15 protein-coding genes are annotated in these 16,560 nt (G+C 62.6%); 5 read left to right on the top strand and 10 right to left on the bottom strand.

Annotated features, from left to right (window positions below; translation table 11 throughout):
• Window positions 1-60: 60 nt before the first annotated feature.
• From E3O19_RS05935 to E3O19_RS05945, 3 genes are all read right to left on the bottom strand, one after another.
• Window positions 61-1,386, bottom strand: a complete 1,326-nt coding sequence (locus tag E3O19_RS05935; RefSeq protein WP_134566132.1) for a Mu transposase domain-containing protein — start codon at window positions 1,384-1,386, stop codon at window positions 61-63.
• Between the two features lie 387 nt (window positions 1,387-1,773).
• Window positions 1,774-2,136, bottom strand: a complete 363-nt coding sequence (locus E3O19_RS05940) for a hypothetical protein (protein ID WP_134566134.1) — start codon at window positions 2,134-2,136, stop codon at window positions 1,774-1,776.
• A gap of 269 nt (window positions 2,137-2,405) precedes the next feature.
• On the bottom strand, window positions 2,406-3,665 hold the full coding sequence (locus E3O19_RS05945) for an IS256 family transposase (RefSeq protein ID WP_241981231.1): 1,260 nt from the start codon (window positions 3,663-3,665) through the stop codon (window positions 2,406-2,408).
• A 743-nt stretch (window positions 3,666-4,408) separates the two neighbouring features.
• Here E3O19_RS05945 and E3O19_RS05950 point away from each other — a divergent pair.
• Window positions 4,409-5,257: an alpha/beta fold hydrolase gene (locus E3O19_RS05950; RefSeq protein ID WP_134566136.1), complete on the top strand. Its 849-nt coding sequence runs from the start codon at window positions 4,409-4,411 to the stop codon at window positions 5,255-5,257.
• A 461-nt stretch (window positions 5,258-5,718) separates the two neighbouring features.
• Window positions 5,719-6,129: an ester cyclase gene (locus E3O19_RS05955; RefSeq protein ID WP_134425499.1), complete on the top strand. Its 411-nt coding sequence runs from the start codon at window positions 5,719-5,721 to the stop codon at window positions 6,127-6,129.
• Between the two features lie 52 nt (window positions 6,130-6,181).
• Here E3O19_RS05955 and E3O19_RS05960 read toward each other — a convergent pair whose 3' ends face one another.
• The 7 genes from E3O19_RS05960 to E3O19_RS05980 all read right to left on the bottom strand — a co-directional run bounded on the left by E3O19_RS05960 (window position 6,182) and on the right by E3O19_RS05980 (window position 12,916).
• Entirely contained in the window at window positions 6,182-6,592 is a 411-nt protein-coding gene (locus E3O19_RS05960; RefSeq protein ID WP_134566138.1) for an LPD29 domain-containing protein, read from the bottom strand.
• A gap of 12 nt (window positions 6,593-6,604) precedes the next feature.
• Window positions 6,605-6,766, bottom strand: coding sequence for a hypothetical protein (locus tag E3O19_RS17735; RefSeq protein WP_166804489.1), 162 nt, complete (start codon window positions 6,764-6,766; stop codon window positions 6,605-6,607).
• A gap of 425 nt (window positions 6,767-7,191) precedes the next feature.
• Window positions 7,192-9,207, bottom strand: a complete 2,016-nt coding sequence (locus E3O19_RS05965; protein ID WP_134566140.1) for an EAL domain-containing protein — start codon at window positions 9,205-9,207, stop codon at window positions 7,192-7,194.
• 163 nt (window positions 9,208-9,370) lie between these two features.
• Complete coding sequence (locus E3O19_RS18265; RefSeq protein WP_241981232.1) at window positions 9,371-9,838, bottom strand: tyrosine-type recombinase/integrase; 468 nt, start codon at window positions 9,836-9,838, stop codon at window positions 9,371-9,373.
• A gap of 140 nt (window positions 9,839-9,978) precedes the next feature.
• The gene (locus E3O19_RS18555; RefSeq protein ID WP_277613009.1) at window positions 9,979-10,104 is read right to left on the bottom strand and encodes a hypothetical protein; all 126 of its coding nucleotides are present in this window, start codon (window positions 10,102-10,104) and stop codon (window positions 9,979-9,981) included.
• A 509-nt stretch (window positions 10,105-10,613) separates the two neighbouring features.
• Window positions 10,614-11,309 carry a response regulator gene (locus E3O19_RS05975; protein ID WP_134566142.1) on the bottom strand — a complete coding sequence of 232 codons (696 nt, stop codon included), beginning with the start codon at window positions 11,307-11,309 and terminating at the stop codon, window positions 10,614-10,616.
• The gene (locus E3O19_RS05980; RefSeq protein WP_134566144.1) at window positions 11,306-12,916 is read right to left on the bottom strand and encodes a sensor histidine kinase; all 1,611 of its coding nucleotides are present in this window, start codon (window positions 12,914-12,916) and stop codon (window positions 11,306-11,308) included. The genes E3O19_RS05975 and E3O19_RS05980 overlap by 4 nt, the downstream gene beginning before the upstream one ends.
• A 298-nt stretch (window positions 12,917-13,214) precedes the next feature.
• On the opposite strand from E3O19_RS05980, the gene E3O19_RS05985 reads away from it, so the two are divergent.
• The 3 genes from E3O19_RS05985 to E3O19_RS05995 all read left to right on the top strand — a co-directional run bounded on the left by E3O19_RS05985 (window position 13,215) and on the right by E3O19_RS05995 (window position 16,058).
• On the top strand, window positions 13,215-13,940 hold the full coding sequence (locus tag E3O19_RS05985; RefSeq protein WP_198413868.1) for an ABC transporter ATP-binding protein: 726 nt from the start codon (window positions 13,215-13,217) through the stop codon (window positions 13,938-13,940).
• On the top strand, window positions 13,937-14,845 hold the full coding sequence (locus E3O19_RS05990; protein ID WP_134566148.1) for an ABC transporter permease: 909 nt from the start codon (window positions 13,937-13,939) through the stop codon (window positions 14,843-14,845). Before E3O19_RS05985 ends, E3O19_RS05990 begins: the two co-directional genes overlap by 4 nt.
• A 118-nt stretch (window positions 14,846-14,963) precedes the next feature.
• Window positions 14,964-16,058, top strand: coding sequence for an ABC transporter substrate-binding protein (locus E3O19_RS05995; RefSeq protein ID WP_134566149.1), 1,095 nt, complete (start codon window positions 14,964-14,966; stop codon window positions 16,056-16,058).
• Window positions 16,059-16,560: the final 502 nt, after the last annotated feature.

Below are 16,560 nucleotides of genomic sequence, written 5' to 3' on the forward strand. Positions count from 1 at the left end.
CGCTCGCCGGTGTCGTGGTGGCCATGGCCGGCGGGTTGGTCGAGGTGGTGAGTGGGGTGTTCATCGGAGGGTGTTCCTGTTCTTCGCGGCCGCCTCGTAAGCGGCCAGGCTGATCACGGTGGTGGGTTCGGTGGCGCCAGTCAGCGCCATCGCGGCGCGGCGGGCCGCGGTGCCGGGTGGAATGCGTTCCTTTTTCCGGTGTGGCCGGCCGGGAGGCGCGGCGGCCAGGGCGATGGTCTCCAGGGCGGTGACGTGTCCGCTGTCGCGGATCGTGACCCCGAGGCCGGCCTCCGCGACGGTGTGGCGGGCCAGGACGACCCCGGAGATGGTGGCGATGTCGATGGTCGTCGCGCCGAGACGTTGATGGACGACGACGCGGGCTGCGGCCAGTTCCGGCGGGACCGAGTACCGGTTGCCGCGCCAATCGATCAGCGCCTGCCGTGTCGCGGTGCGTTGCTCGGTCACCACCACCGGGAACAGTGTCGGCGGCAACGGCTGGAGACGTTCCGCGGCGAACATGACCGCGGCCGTCGTCGACCCGTCGCGGCCCTCGCGGCGCCGACCGTCTTGCCCGGTCGCGAAGACGGTCAGGCGTTGCTGGGCTTGCTCAAGGGTGACGTCGTCGGGGAGGTTGCGCCACCACCGCTGCGCGGCGGTGTGGTTGTTCTTCTCGACCACGCCCTTGCGGTTACCCGACCGGGGCCGGCAGGCCACGACGGTGACGGCGTGGTGCTTGGAGAACGCGGCGAACATCGGCGTCAGATCACTCGTCCCGGCCTTCAACACGGTGCTCATCCGGTCGAACCGCCAGGACTTCGTCACCCCACCGAGCAGGCTCAGCAGGACCGTCATCGCCGCCAGCAGGTGGGGCAGGTCCATCGACGGAGAAATCACCGCCCGCCAAACCCCCGAGTGCGCCAGCGAACCCACGAGCACGTAGGCGCGTTTGGTTGGGAACGCCCACCCGGCGGGCGCGTCGGGCAGCTCGACCCAGTCGAACTGAGTCTCCTCGCCCGGCGGGTGCTCGATGATCGCGTTGGGCCGCTTCGTCACGTGCGCGCAAGCGGTGCAAGCCGGCCGTAAGCTCCGGTCTCGGATCTTGCGGGTCAGGGTTTGATACGAGCCTTCGAAGCCCAGCGGGACGAGCTCGTCCAGCAGCGTCGCCGCCCAGAGATGCGGGTCCTCCGTCAGCCTCGCGGTGACGTAGTCGATGAACGCGTCGAACGGGTCCGGGGCGGCGCGTTGACGCACTCCCGGGATGCGCTGACCGGCGATATAGGCGCGGATGGTCTTGCGGTCGTGGTCGGTGCGGCGGGCGATCTCACTGATCGTCATCCCTTGCCGTTTGAGCGCGTGGATGTCCACGTCGTCCTCCTCTGAAAGCATAGGAGCAGGGCCTTTCTCGAGCTGGTGCGTGGTCGAAGACCATCAGCATCGAGGAAGGCCCGCTTCTATGTGCGGAAGCGACCCGGAGTGGGGAATTTCAGTGAGCAGAACTGGGGAATTTCAGTGAGCGCCGTCAGAAGGGCAGTGGAACAACTGGCAGCCCTGGGCGCGACGGCGCGGCAGGTCATGCCGCTGAAGTTACCCGATAGCCGAAGGCAGCTTGGGGAGCTCCCAGACCTGGGAGACTTCGTTGGCAACCTGAGGCCACACCAGCCGATGACCATCCTTAACTGAGGCGATTTGAGCTGACGAGCGAAGACTAGGCGTTGACCTCGCCGTGGTTTGAGTGGTGCCCATGGGCGATCCAGGCGCACCCGTGCGCCCAGGTCAGGGTCGGCTAGTTGTGGGCGCGAGACGTTCCGCAAGTTGGACACGGGGTAGCCATGCCACGATTCCCAGAAGGGCCAGGACAAGAGCGAGTTGGGCAATTCCGGTGCTGAAGTACAGTGCTTGCAGCACACTAAACCCGCGGATTATTGCCGTCTCAATCATGATCCAGATGATCATCGCGAAGCCCGCAACAGCGCTCCAGAGCAGGAAGGTTGGACTGTGCCGCACCGTGAGCACGGTTGCGAGCGCCTGCGTACCACCAATAACGACAAGCAAAATGATCGCTGGCCCGACAAAGGATGGGAAAGGGCTGTTCTCCAGCATCGAGAGGGGCATGCCCAGTCCGTCGGTGAATAGCATGAGTATGCCTCCGCTCACCGCTGAGAGCGCGTTGAAAATTGCGACACCGAGAAGTGTCCGCCAAACAAGCTGGCTCAAGTAGTGGGGCGTCATGTTATTTCAGCTTTCTGATTACGAGCAATTGGCTTAGGTGTGGTTGTAGAACCGCGCTCTTCAGGAAGGTAACCAAGCCCGACGCAACCTCGTTTTGCTTGCATTGCAGAACTCACGAGGGTCACGTCCCGCTAAGTGGTGGAGTTTCTCGACACCGTGCGGGTCAGTTGATTTGATTATGCAGCAATGAGCTCGGGAATGGGAATCACCCCCGTCAGCGCGTCGGCGTCGGGGGTGGTGAGGGCGGTGTTGAAGGCTTCCAGCTGCCGCATGGAGTCCTCGGAGAGGTAGCGGCGGGCGCCAGCTTCCCATTCGTCGTGTTGCTCGACGAGGACGGCTCCTGCGAGGCGGAGCAGGGCCGCGGGGTTGGGGAACACGCCCACCACGTCGGTGCGTCGTTTGATCTCCTTGTTGAGGCGTTCGATCGGGTTGGTGGACCAGATCTGCCGCCAGTGTTTGGGCGGGAATCCGCAGAACGCGAGGATGTCGGCGCGGGCGTCGTGGAGCATCTTGGCGACCTTCGGGTGGGACCGTTCGAGCATCCGGGCGACCTCGTCGAACTGGGCCTGGACGTGCTTCGCGTCGGGTTGGGCGAAGATGGTGCGGATGACGGCGGCGACCATGTCCTGGCTGGCCCGCGGGACGATGGAAAGCACATTTCTCATGAAGTGCACCCGGCAGCGTTGCCAGGCCGCGCCCTGGAACACGGTGCTGATGGCCTTCTTCAGGCCGGTGTGGGCGTCGGAGATGACGAGCCCCACGCCGTCCAGTCCGCGGGCCTTCAACGAGCGGAGGAACTCGGTCCAGAAGACCTCGTTTTCGCTGTCGCCGACGTCGAAACCTCGGACCTCGCGGCGCCCGTCGGCGGCAACACCGATAGCCACGACCATGGCTTGCGAGATGACGCGGTGGTTGACACGGGCCTTGCAGTACGTAGCGTCGAGGAACACGTAGGGGTAGCCGGTTGCACCGAGGTCCCGGTCGCGAAACGTGGCGACTTCCCCGTCAAGATCAGCGCAAATCCGCGACACTTCAGACTTGGAGATGCCGGTGTCCGCGCCGAGGGCCTTGACCAGATCGTCGACTTTCCGCGTCGAGACACCGTGGAGGTAGGCCTCCATAACGACGGCGAACAGGGCCTGATCCACCCGGCGGCGCCGCTCAAGCAGGGCGGGGAAGAACGACCCCTGGCGCAGCTTGGGGATCTTCAGGTTGAGGTCCCCGGCCGTCGTCGTCAAGACGCGGGGGCGGGTCCCGTTGCGCTGGGCGGTGCGGTCGTCGGAGCGTTCGAACCGGTCAGCACCGATGTGCGCGGTGGCCTCCGCGTCGATGAGTTCTTGATAGAGGGTTTCGGTCACCATTCGGATTCGATCGGTGACGTTGGTGAGCTTGAGTTCCGCGAGGAGCGCAAGCAGGGCAGACTGGTCTAAAGCCATCGTGTGATGTGTCTTTCTGTGAGTTCTTTGATCGGTTCTCACTGACCATCGCACGATGGTTTCCTACGTTGTTAATCCAACGCTCAAACTCCGGGAACTACACCACTCGGGGGGACGTGACCCGATTTCACGGCCCGCTATTCCATGGGAGTCGAGTGTTCTGATATTTTCTTGCACGGACATGGGTACCGTCATCTGCTTCCTGGTTCCTTCCGGCGCGACCGCTTGGCAGTTGCTGCGCCGTAAGGAACCTATCTGGGGGTGGCGGGCCCATGCCCCCATCGCTTTGGGGAGGGCCGCGGCCACCGGGTGATTACAATCTCTGCGCAATCCCTGATTCCAGCATTTTGGAAGGAATTTGCTGGCCTGATTCTTAGCACTCTTTCGGCAGGAAACCGGCCGCTAACTCGGCAGGAATCCAGCGCCGAAACGGCCTACAAAGAGTTGATCACACACAACTAGAACAGCCAACGTAGCGATGACCCCGAGAGGTGCCCGCAGCGGGAACCCACTTCGGGACAGTTGAGGCTACGCACTGCAACGAGGCTGGCAATGTTCGCTGATTTGTGCACCGGTCAGTGGTTTGAGGTCAGTGTCTGGCCGATGATGCGGGCTCCGTCCGTGAACGCACCGGGGTTGGGTCCGGAGTAGTCATTTCAGCCTTTTCCCAGCGAACCTCGATTGTCTTAATTCCGCAATCTCGGTTACCTCCAACGAACCATTTACGATTACGAGGAGAGAACATGCCTTTTATTACCGTCCCGGTTCACAGCGGGCCCGACGTCGTACTGCATTACGAAGACGTCGGTGCCGGTAAGCCCGTTGTACTAGTTCACGGCTGGCCCCTCAGTAGCCGGTCGTGGGAGGGTCAGGTGCCCGCGCTGGTCGACGCTGGCTACCGGGTGATCACGTACGATCGCCGCGGGTTCGGCCAGTCGTCGCAGCCGTGGAATGGGTACGACTATGACACGTTGGCTGCCGACCTGAAGGCCGTTCTCGACACCCTTGACCTCCGAGACGTTACCCTGATCGGATTCTCGATGGGTGGCGGTGAACTTGCCCGTTACGTGGGCACTTACGGTACCGATCGCATCGCAAAGCTCGTTTTCGCCAGCGCAGTGCCACCGTACCTCTGGAAATCAGATGACAACCCTGACGGAGGCGTCGATGCCGCACTGGCTCAGTGGTTCCACGACGGGCTCACCGGAGACCGGCCGGCATTCCTGCACGAATTTCTTCAGATGTTCTTCACCGCCGGCAAGCCGTCGTTGACCAACAAGCCCAAGGTCAGCTCCGAGCAGATTGCTTACAACCTCGATATTGCCGAAATGGCGTCGCCGAAGGGCACGCTCGATAGCACCACCGCGTTCGCGACGACGGACTTCCGCGACGACTTGACAACAATCACTGTGCCGACCCTGGTGATACACGGTGACTCCGACACCATCGTGCCGTTTGAAGTCAGTGGCAAGCGCACCCACGAGGCCGTTTCTGGCAGCGAACTTGTGCTGATTGAAGGGGCCCCTCACGGTCTCACCGTTTCACACAAGGACGAATGGAACCGGCACGTACTCGCGTTCCTCGCGAAGTAACAGAACCGAGGAGGGCCCCTCGACGACGGGTGAAGAGCCCTCCTCTTTTCTGGTGAGCTCACAGCATCTGCAACGACTGCAACTCGACAATGGAATGTTTGTCCGCTGGCGGCGACGTGGAGAATTTCTCTAGGTGATCGCTCATCTGTGCCTTAGGGTAACGGCACGTCTTTGCGCCTTCGGTGCTGAGGCCGTTCAATGACTGCGTGTAAAAATCTATTCCACAAATAACCGCGCAAGCGAGGGGAGCCTGCCGGCCAATGGTGGCGCAGGCTCCCCTCGCCTAGTGGGTCCAGTCGAGCGTCGTACGCCGCACCAACGTGCCTCCCGGGGCCATAGACGCGATCCAAGACTGTTTCCACGAGCTCACCCGGAAGTGTCCAGCCGCGTTATCGGCGATATGGGCACCCCCTGACCCCCACAAATCGATCCACGATCAATCCTAAGAAGAGAGCGAACACATGAGTCAAGAAGTGAATATCGCCGCCCAGCAGAAGTTCGGTGAGGCCGTGAACAGCGGACAACTCGACCTTCTCGACGACCTTGTGGCCGAAGATGCAGTCGACAATGACCCTGCCCCCGGTCAAGGCCCAGGCCCCGCCGGCTATAAAGCGTTCTTCGGTGAGATGATTGCCGCTTTTCCAGACCTGCACCTCGAAGTTGAGCGCCTCGTCGCAAACGACACCGACGTCGCATTCGCGTATACCCTCACCGGCACCCATCAGGGCCCCCTGATGGGCCACTCCGCTAGCGGGAAAATGATGTCCGTTCGTGGCATGCAAATCAGCCGGTTCGAGAAGGGGAAACTGGTCGAGCGGTGGGGTAGCAGCGACCAGCAGGGCATGCTCGAACAACTCGGTCTCACAACCTAACCTGCGACAACTGGCGCAACCAATCAGAAAAGGTAGGGCCGAAGACGCTTAGTTAAAAACTATTCACGACGCGAGACGGCCTCACGACGAGGTCTTTGTGGTCGCTGTCGGTGCTGATGAGGTGCTGCACTACCCGGTATCCGGCGGCCGTGTAGTCGCGGTGGGTGTTGATCCCGTCGCAGGAGTACCGCACAACCCGGGGCATGTCCTCGCCGTCGAACGCGACGAGCGTAAACCCTTGGTCGTCGTACCCGTCGGTCATGCCGTTGAACTTGCGGCCCTCATACTGGCTGGTTACCGCGCTCACCTCCCGGTCGGTGGGTCCGTCGCTCCACGACACGTTCATCCATGCGGACGCGGTGCCGGTGCTCATTCGGACGCTGAACTTCACGCCGGGAAACGCGTTCTTCAACGCAGCCCGAACCAACTTGGCGGTGTCCTTGGTGCTGATGTAATCCGTCATGTTCGTATCTCCTTAGTTGCTCAGTGCGGTGGTGGCCTGGTCGGCCTGGATGGCTTCCCACACGGCAAGCCGGCTCCGGAGCTCAGCAATCCGGGCGAGCTGGTCGGCGGTGCGCGCGGCGACGACTGCGGGGTCCTCGGAAGTGCGTGGTGTGGCGTATCCGTCCCAGTTCAAAAGGCGTTCGCGCCTCCGGATCGAGCTGTTGAGGTGGCGGATCTTCCACTCGACGTCAGCACGCAGTGAACAATCCCCCAGACGAAAAGCAACAAAGTTGACGTGCACCGAACTAGACAGTCGGGTACCAGGACTCCTCGTTCATCTGCGGATTCGCACCAGACGTTACGAACCAGCGACACCGGCGGGAAGAGTCCGTGTCGTCATCGCGTCGGTGTCCGCCGATGACCTCAACCTCTTCTTCGGTATCGGCTCATGCGACGTAGATGCTGCGTCCGTGACCTCCGCCTGTCGTGGGAAGACTTGTGACTGCGCGTCGAGAGCCAGGCACCTTTGAATAGGTTGCGTGTCGAGACCCGTATTGTCCGTACACTTTCAGCGCTGAAAGGCGGCTGTGGTCTGATGCCACGCACCGTGCCCTCAATTTACGCGCTCAGGGCTTCATCCCGGACGAGATCGACGAGCCAATCCGACAGCATCTGCCCGTACATCGGGTCAGGTGCCTGACCGTGTTGATGCGCGTGCCAGCGTGCGGCCGCGGCTGGCGTCGATTGGCGCGAGATGAAGTCGGTCAGCGGACAGTCGGCGAGCACAGTTGGGTGGGGCGAGGTCCAGCGCAGAAACTGCCAGTGGTAGGTGAGTGCCCCGAGGGCGCTCCGCAACGCGTTGGTTCGAAGCGGGAAGGCGAAGCCCGCCACCCAGCGCGGCACCTTCTCTGCCGGCATCGGACGGGCGAAGAAATACCCCTGTCCCAGCGGCACTCCGAGGATGCTTGCGGCCTCTGCCATTCCGCCGTCCTCGAGTCCTTCGATCACGACGCTGACGCCAAAATCGCGTCCCATCTGGGTCAGCGCCGCGATAGTGCTCAGCGTCTCCACCGGCTTGGACCGGATGTCCACGAGCAGACCACGGTCGAGTTTGATCATGTCGAAGGGCAGCGCGAAGAGGCGTTGGAGGGTGCTGTACCCCGAGCCCAGATCGTCGAGGGAGAGACCCACCCCGAGACTGAGGAGACGGTCGATTGCCTCGATCTGCACGTCGGATTCCATTCCGAGGGTCTCCAGCAGCTCCAGGCCGAGCCGGCCAGGCTCGATGCCGTGGAGCTGGATCGCGTCGCCGACCCACCGTGTACAGTCTGGATGCCGGAGCGTGGACGGCGAGATGTTCACCGACACCTTGGTTGACAGACCCTCGTCGTGCCATCGGGCGATACAGGCGAGCGCCTCGTTCAGGCCCCTCCGGAACAGCTCGTCGAGGTCGGCCTCATCCAGGGCGGGAAGGAACCGGGCTGGTGGAATCACCGTTCCGTCCGGCAGAGTCAACCGAGCCAGGGCCTCGACTCGCCGCAGCCCGCCTGTGCGCAGGTCCAGCACCGGCTGCATGAACATGGACAGCCCTCCGGCGAACAAGTGATCCCGGTAGGTCCGGTCGGCAGGCACGTCCGTCGTGTCCTTCACCCTGTCGACGCGCCGGTCTACCGCTGCCTCGGGAGCGTCCGGGGCCAGCGACCACCACAGGCCCGCTGGCCGGTCCGCTCGGGCTTGACGGAGGGCGGCGTCCGCTCGATGGAGGAGGGAGCCAGCCGCACCGTCACCCGCGATGCGAGCCAAGCCCATGCTCAGATCGATGGTGCAGTCCTGGTCCAGATCCTGGTCTGTGAACGGGAAGGGGGTCTCCACGGCCTCGTGCAGGCGCGCCAGTGATTCCTCCAACCGGGTTCCTCCGTCGATGTTTTCGAGGACGACGGCGAACCGGTCACCGCCGAGGCAGGCCAGGAAATCGCCTTCCACCAGCCGCTCTCGCATCCGGCGTCCGAGTTGTTTGAGCAGGCTGTCGCCCGCCTCATGGCCGAAGGCGCCGTTGATCGATCGGAGCGCGACGACGTCTACCAGGGCCAGGGCTGCGCCTTGGCGTGCCCTGCGTGTGGACAAGTGCTCGTCCAGGGCGCGGCGGTTCGGCAGGCTGGTCACCGGATCATGGCCAGTCTGGAACTGCAATCCCTCCTGATGTGCCATGCGCGCGGTGACGTCGCGCTGGACGCTGACGAAGTGGGTGATCGTTCCGGCCTCGTCTCGGAGAGGCCTGATGCTCAGACTGTTCCAAAACGGGGAACCGTCCTTTCGGTAGTTGAGGATGTCCCCCTCGTACGGTTCCCCGCAGCTCAACGCCCGCCGGATTGCCGCCGTGATTACAGGGTCCGACCCAGGCCCCTGCAGAATGCGGCAGTTGAGGCCGAGCAGCTCGGCCTCGTCATAGCCCGTAATGGCGGTGAAGGACTTGCTCGCGTGAAGAATTCTCTGCTGCGGATCGGTAATCAAGGACGCCTGGGACGTGGCAGCGAATGCGCGGGCTAACACTTGCGCGACCTCGTTCTCAGCCGAGTCGGTCGTCGGACGCTCAGGAAAGGTTGCCCGCAGTCCGGATTCGGCCGCAACTGACATGCGTGCGCGGGCGGACCATTGATTCGTTTTCACGCCGACGAACCAAGCTCAAGGGAGAAGCTCATCGTGCAACCCTCCCATTCGTGGCAGGTACGCGCCGAAAATCTGCTCCGAGACCTAGTTGAACTACATAAATGACTCTACGAGACCATTCAGGCGTTCTTTACCAGTGACAGTCGGCAGGGGCAAGACCGCGCGCGGATTCGAGAATTTGCACGCTCATCAGTAAGACGGTTGCCGACGGCAAAATCTCGCTCCGTTGAACGTAGTGCTGCACCGTGATCTTCGTGCCCGTGTGGCCGAGCAGCTCTGCGGCGAGTTCGATGCTGGCGTTGGCGTTGACCGCGAACGCAACCGTGCGGCGGAACATGTGCTGGGTCACACCGTCGATCCTTGCTCCCCCGAGCACGTGACGCAATTGTCGACGCACGTTCGCGGTGGTCAGAGGGGTGCCGTCCCGGGACTGGAAAAGCAGTGAATCCAGGCCCATATTCCCGGCATTGGCGAGACGCCGGCGGACCGCGTCAGCGGAATATGTGGGCAGTGCAACAATGCGACGTGACTTAGCGGTCTTGGGGTGGTCTTGCCGGAAGGTCAGCTCGCCGTTCCGGCTGAAAATCGTGCCTGCCAAGCGAATGAGGTGATGTCCACGTCCCGGCGGCGGATGGCCAGCACCTCACCGATCCCGGCCGAGGTACCGAGAATGACCTCGATGATCGCACTGAGCTGGCCGTCGGGCTTTGGGGTGGAGATGTGATTGACGGCGCTCTCTCACTGGGCGATCGCCGCGCGGATCACGTTAACCTCGGGGGCCATGGGCGCATCGGGGATGTGGTGCCCACGGTACAGGCGGGACGCGTGGTCGATCGGATTTACCGGGATGGAGGGCATAGCCATCACGTCAAGCTCATGAAGGATTCTCGCAGGGAGGGTGCGTGATCGGCCCCGCCATCCAGTCCGCGATCGGCGACGTGCCGGGGGTTGAGCCGCATTGGAACGGTCAGTCACGTTTGGGTGTCTCGCGGGTTTGGATTGGCGGGTTCTTGCAGCCTTACCGGGGGCGATCGCTGTCGTCCAGGAAGAACACGCGTTCCAGATTCGCCCGCGACGGCACACCAGTAAACCGCCAGTACGCAGCGACCTCATCGTCAGTCAGAAAATCCACCGGCATCTAACGATGCCTACGCCCCCGCCGGAACGCAAAACGACCCCCATCGGAACGACCAATCACGCCAGCCCACGCTCGACAGCCTTCTAAACGTGACTGACCGTTCCAATGCGGCTCAACCGCCGCGACTGTCCAGCGTTCAGGGCGGGCCAAGGACTTCGGCAAGGAACGGCCGAAGCACGGAATCCCTCTGCGTCGACTCCATCATCCAGGCGGCCGCCTAACTGCGCCTCGTGGCTCAGTTCCGCCGGATTGAGTACCGGTGCTCCGGTCTGCCTGTCTGACCGTATCGCAGTTGGAGTTTTACGGCCCCGATGTGCTCGAGCTGGGTGAGATAGCGTTGCGCTGTGGCTCGGCTGATCCCAACCTGAGCAGCGATGTCGGATGCCGATAGGCCAGCACTTCCACTGCCGATCGTTTTGTACACGAGTTGCAGAGTCGGAGCGAGGTGCTCGATGTCGGGCATATCGGGGTCTGAGGGCATGGGTCGTAGCAGTTCGAAAAAGCCATCGATTTCCTCCTGGCCTGCGTCGGCCGGCCAGTCGGTTAGTTTGGCGTGAGCCGCCCTGACTGCGCTCAAACGTTCTGCCAGAGCAGCGAAGCCGAATGGCTTCACCAGGTAGTGCACCACGCCAAGCTGGACCGCGGTGCGGACCGCAGCGATATCTGCGGCGGCGGAGATGATCAGCACCATCGGAGGTCGGGGATTGTCGAGCAGGATACGTGCGACCTCCAGTCCGTCACCGTCAGGCAAGTGGATGTCCAGCAGGATGAGGTCGGGCTGAAGTCGTTGCGCCATCTCGATGGCGTCTGCAGCGGTGTGTGCCTTTCCGACCACCAGGAATCCCGGAACCTTTTCGACGAAGCCTTCGTGCACCGACGCGACTCGGAAGTCATCGTCGACGACGAGGGTGGTCAGCGCACTGTCGCTCATATGGTCACTGTCCTTCTCTCGCTTTCGGACGCCGACCGGGGCAGCACGATCACAAACGTTGCCCCTGGCCCCTCTGACACAGTGATGCTGCCGCCGAATCGGGCTACAGTGCGCTGCACGAGCGCGAGGCCGAGGCCACTGTGCCCCGCACTCGATCCGCGCTTGGTGGTGAAACCGTTTCGGAACATCTGCGGGAGCAGGGCGGCCGGCACGCCCGGCCCGGTGTCGATGACTGTCATCCGGAAGTCGTCCTCAGTTTCCAGGATACCGACCTGAATGCGACGCGGCGGGGGCGTTCCGGCGACTGCGTCGAAGGCGTTGTCGATCAAGTTGCCGAGTATCGTCGTGAGCGCCTGGACCCGGTCTGGTGCAGCACTGACGAATGTCTCCGGATCGAGCGACAGCTGGATACCTCGCTCGTTCGCTTCCGCTGTTTTGCCGAGCATGAGGCCGGCGATCTGCGGAGAGGCGATGTGGGTGCGCAGAGTCTGATCGAGGTCAGCCGCCGTGCCTCGGATTTCATGGAGGTACTCGAGGGCTTCCTCGGTTCGTCCGAGCTCGAGCAGACCTGCGATGGCGTGCATCCGATTGCTGAACTCGTGCTGCTGGGCGCGCATGGACTCGGTCAGGCTGCGTTCGCCGTCCAGCTCCCAGCTCAAGGCCTGCGCGACGGTGTGATCCTGCAAGGTCACCACGACGCCGTGCGGACGGCCCGCGAGGGTGACGGGCATTCTGTTCAAGACGATCCAGAAGTCCTCGGTGATCATGATCTGATCGGTGACGACGCCCGTGCCCGTGAGCGCGTCGCGTACCGGGCCGGGCGGCAGCACATCGTCCACGCGGTGTCCGACGACATTCCCCGCGAGGTGCAAGAGCCGCTGAGCCTCGTCGTTGTTGATGCTGATCCGCCCGGCAGGGTCGATCGCGATAATGCCCTCACGGATTCCGTGAAGCGTCGCCTCTCTTTCCTGCAGCAGCCGCGCGATCTCGTCGAGCTCCAGCCCGAACGTGCGCTTCTTGAGAAGGGTCGACAGCCCGAACGAAGCCAGCCCTCCCAGCAGCAGCATGACGAGGAACCAAAGGCCGTAGGAAGGCAGCTGGGTCAGTAACGCGCTGGAGACCGCGTCCTCCTTGATGCCCACCGAGATCTCACCGATGAAGGCGCGATCCGAGGAGTACAACGGGACGATCGCGTTGGCGGTGATCCCCGTCGAACCATTGTTGACTCGCAAGTGAACCTGCCCGTCAGAGGCGATCAGCGGTTCGGACACCGATTTCCCGATGAGTGCGACGTCGGGGTGCGAGACCCGAAGGGAGTCCCTGTCGATCACCACAACGAAGGCGGACCCGGTTTTCTGTGCGGTCAGCATAGCGAGTTGCTGCACACGCGCTTCACATGACGCATTCCGCGCGGCGAGACAGCTCTGTACCGAGGCATTCTGTGCAAAGGTCTGTGCGATTGCTGCTGCCTGCGTCTGGTACTCGTCGTCGAGGTGGCCGCGTGCCGTGGTGGCGAACAGCAGGAATCCGATCGCTGTGGAGGCGGTCAGGATCACCAGATGTGCCAGGAACATCTGGGTTGAGAGTTTTCTGATCCGCCTTCGCATCAGTTGATTGTTGCATTACATCGCGTGAGCGAAATGCGCAGAATCCCCTTCTTATGCGCACAACCAGCGCATGGCGCGAAAGCGAGACAGTTGCGCAGCTTGCTGCCATCGTCATTACGCACAGGCAACGACGCAGTGCGACGACAGAGAGGTCACAAGCATGGGTGACACTGACAAAACCCCGAGTCGCACGCCCGTAGGGCCCGGGGTAGCCGACGATCCAGCGCGAATCGAAATTGTCGCATTGACGAAAAGATTTCTCACGCCGAAAGGCGAACCTTTCACGGCGATCCAGGATGTGTCCCTCACAGTCGAGGCCGGACAGTTCTGCGCCATTGTCGGACCAACCGGGTGCGGAAAGTCGACGACGCTCGCGCAGGTCTCGGGACTGGAAAGGCCGAGCGGCGGTTCCGTACAGGTCGGCGGACGAATCGTCGACGGCATCACGAACGGCGTCAGCTATATGTTCCAGGGAGACGCGCTCTTCCCGTGGAAGACGGTCCTGCAGAACGTGATGATCGGCCCGGTACTACTCGGCACGTCGAAGAAGAAGTCAATGGCCCTCGCCATCGACTGGTTGCGCCGCGTGGGCCTCACAGGCTTCGAGGACCGCTACCCCCACCAGCTTTCCGGAGGCATGCGCAAGCGCGTCGCGATGGCCGCGGCGCTCATCAACAACCCGCGCATCCTGCTCATGGACGAGCCCTTCGGTGCGCTGGACGTGCAGACCAAGGCAATCATGCAGACGGAACTCCTCGGGCTGTGGGAGGAACTGCGCCCTTCGGTCCTGTTCATCACACACGACCTCGACGAAGCCGTCGCGCTGTCTGACCGCGTAGTCATCATGACCTCCAGCCCCGGCACGATCAAAGACGTCTTCAACATCGACCTGCCGCGTCCGCGTGGGGACGTCCAGACGCTGCGACACGAGCGGCGATTCATCGAGTTGCAGACCCAGATCTGGGAGTCCCTCCGGGACGAAGTCACACGCGCCTATAAGCGCTCCGCGGGGGTGGCCGCATGATCGCCCTGGTGCAGCAGAAGGCAATCGTCACGTCAGGCGCCGAGGCGATTGTCGGATCAGCGACACAGCAGTCCGAGTCGGACCTGCAGGCGTCGGCGCGCCGGACCCGCACCCGAAACACGTTCTGGGTCTGGGTCGGTCGGCTGATCCTCGCGATCTTCGTGTTCGGCGGCTGGCAACTCTTCACCGACCTCAAATGGGTCGACCCGTTCTTCTACGGACAACCCAGCATGGTCTGGGACTCACTGGTGAACCTCTTCACCAAGGGCACCGCCTTCGGATCAATCTGGGACCAGCTCTGGGTCACCGTACAGGAAGCCTTGTTCGGGTTCCTGTTCGGAACGATCGCCGGAGTCATCAGCGGAATACTGCTCGGTTCGAACCGGTACTTGTCTAACGTGTTCAGCCCCTATATCAAGGTCCTCAACTCGATCCCCCGCATCGTCCTCGGTTCGATCTTCATCGTCGCGTTCGGCCTGGGAATCGGCCCGAAGATCCTGTTGGCCGCCGTTCTGGTGTTCTTCGCGGTCTTCTTCAATGCCTACCAGGGTGTCCGAGAGGTGGACCAGAACCTGATCGCAAACGTCCGCGTCCTCGGTGCGTCACCCTTGCAGATCGCCCGCCACGTCACCATCCCGTCAGCGATGACCTGGATCATCGCGAGCCTGCACACCGCGTTCGGCTTCGCCATCATTGGGGCACTGGTCGCGGAGGTCCTGGGAGCGCAAAAGGGAATTGGCCTGATCATCAGCCAATCTCAGGGCCGATTCGACCCGAACACGGTGTTCGCGTGCATGGCGATCATTGCAGTCTTCACCCTCGGTGCGGAATACCTCATCACGTTGTTGGAAAGGTCCGTCCTCAGGTGGCGGCCGCCGGTGCGGTCCGAATCTCAGCCAATCTGACACGAAACAGCTCACCTATCCGAGCACGGCCGTGGCGGTTGTCTCTCGTCAGTCACGGCCTCTCCAGACCCGTCGCGCGCTTCCGTGGGCGACGACACCGAAAGGAAACGCACACACCATGAAAAAGCACAGCATCGTCGCTGTTGCCTCCGGAGTAGCAGCATTGTCGCTGGTACTCGCGGGCTGCAGTGGCGCAGGAACCCCCAACACAAAAGCATCCGACGGATCAGCTCTTCCGACGGTCTCCATGATGGTCGGTGGAATCGACAAGCAGATCTACCTGCCCTATCAACTTGCCGAGAGCCTCGGCTTCTACAAGAAGTACGGCGTCAACATGCAGCTGTCGACCGAGCAGAACGGCGGCGTCGGCGCCGAGGAGGCCATGATCTCCGGCCAGGTCAACTTCTCCGGCGCCTGGTACGTTCATGCCCCCGATTTCCAGTCCAAGGGCAAGAACGTCATCAACCTGGTACAACTCTCCGGCGCCCCCGGCGAGCGGATCATGTGCAGCCCGACTGCCAACGTCAAGACGCCCGCCGACATCCGCGGAAAGAAGATGGGTGTCACTGACCTCGGTTCCGGAACAGACCAGCTCACTCAATTCGTCGCGTCGAAGGGCGGAGTGTCGCCAAGCGACTACACGACGATCGCGGTGCACGCAGGTGCAACCGCGATCGCAGCTTTGCAGCGCGGAGAAGCCGACTGCGTCATGACAACCCAACCGACGGTTGCCGCTCTCGAAGCAAAGGGTATCGCCGTCTCGTCGCTCGACCTGGCGACCACGGAAGGTGCGCAGCAGAACCTCGGCGGCGCGTGGCCAGCCGCAGGTCTACTCGCGCAGGCAGACTGGGTTGACAAGAACCAGGACACCGTGCAGAAGGTCGTCACCGCGCTCGTCGCGACGATGGACTGGATACACACTCACACCGCACAGGACGTCGCGGACGCACTACCCCCGGACTTCGTGCAGAACAGCACCGTCTCCAAGGACCAGTACGTCGCTGCTTTGAAGGCCGACTACGGGCAGTTCCTGCCGGACGGCCTCATGCCGGCGGGCGGTCCGAAGACGATCTTCCAGATGGAGAACGCCATCGGAACCGATGTAAGCAAGGTGACCTACCCGTCGACCTTCACCCAGCAGTACGCACAAGCCGCACTCAAGCAGCTCAGCATCACCCCGACTACCACAGCGGCCGACACAGCGACCGGATAAACCGATCCGACGTGAGGGGCCCGAGCGGCAACCGCACGGGCCCATCACGTCTGCGTGCTCCCGAATCCTCCTCGTTCCGTCGTAGGCTCATGAGGACTTGAGTTCGACAGTGACTCTTGTGACCTCTCACCCGGGTATCGCGGATCCTTGTTCGTCGTGCCGAAGTAGCCGGCCACCTTGTCGCCCGCGTAGATGCGATCCAAACCGGGGGAAGTCACCGTTTTGGCGGCGCCGGCGAAGGTGTCTCCTCCTGCGGTGTGAGTGGACAGGTAATCCTCGGCGAAGAGCGCCGCGGCCGTTGAGTTCCAAGTGATGGGAAGTGTTGCTAGGTCATGTAGAAGTGGCCCGAGTGCAACGACACTGAGCGCGACAGGCTAGGGGCAATCGTCGCAACAACCAGGCGTGCTGATGCAGAGTTAGGGCTGGCCTCGCTCCTCGTTTCAAAAGGGGACCCTCACCGCAGACGCCCGCGCTGCGAAGAGGCTGCGGCGCTTCTGCTGAA

It is taken from the genome of Cryobacterium algoritolerans, from assembly GCF_004402785.1.
GTDB classification, from domain to species: domain Bacteria; phylum Actinomycetota; class Actinomycetes; order Actinomycetales; family Microbacteriaceae; genus Cryobacterium; species Cryobacterium algoritolerans.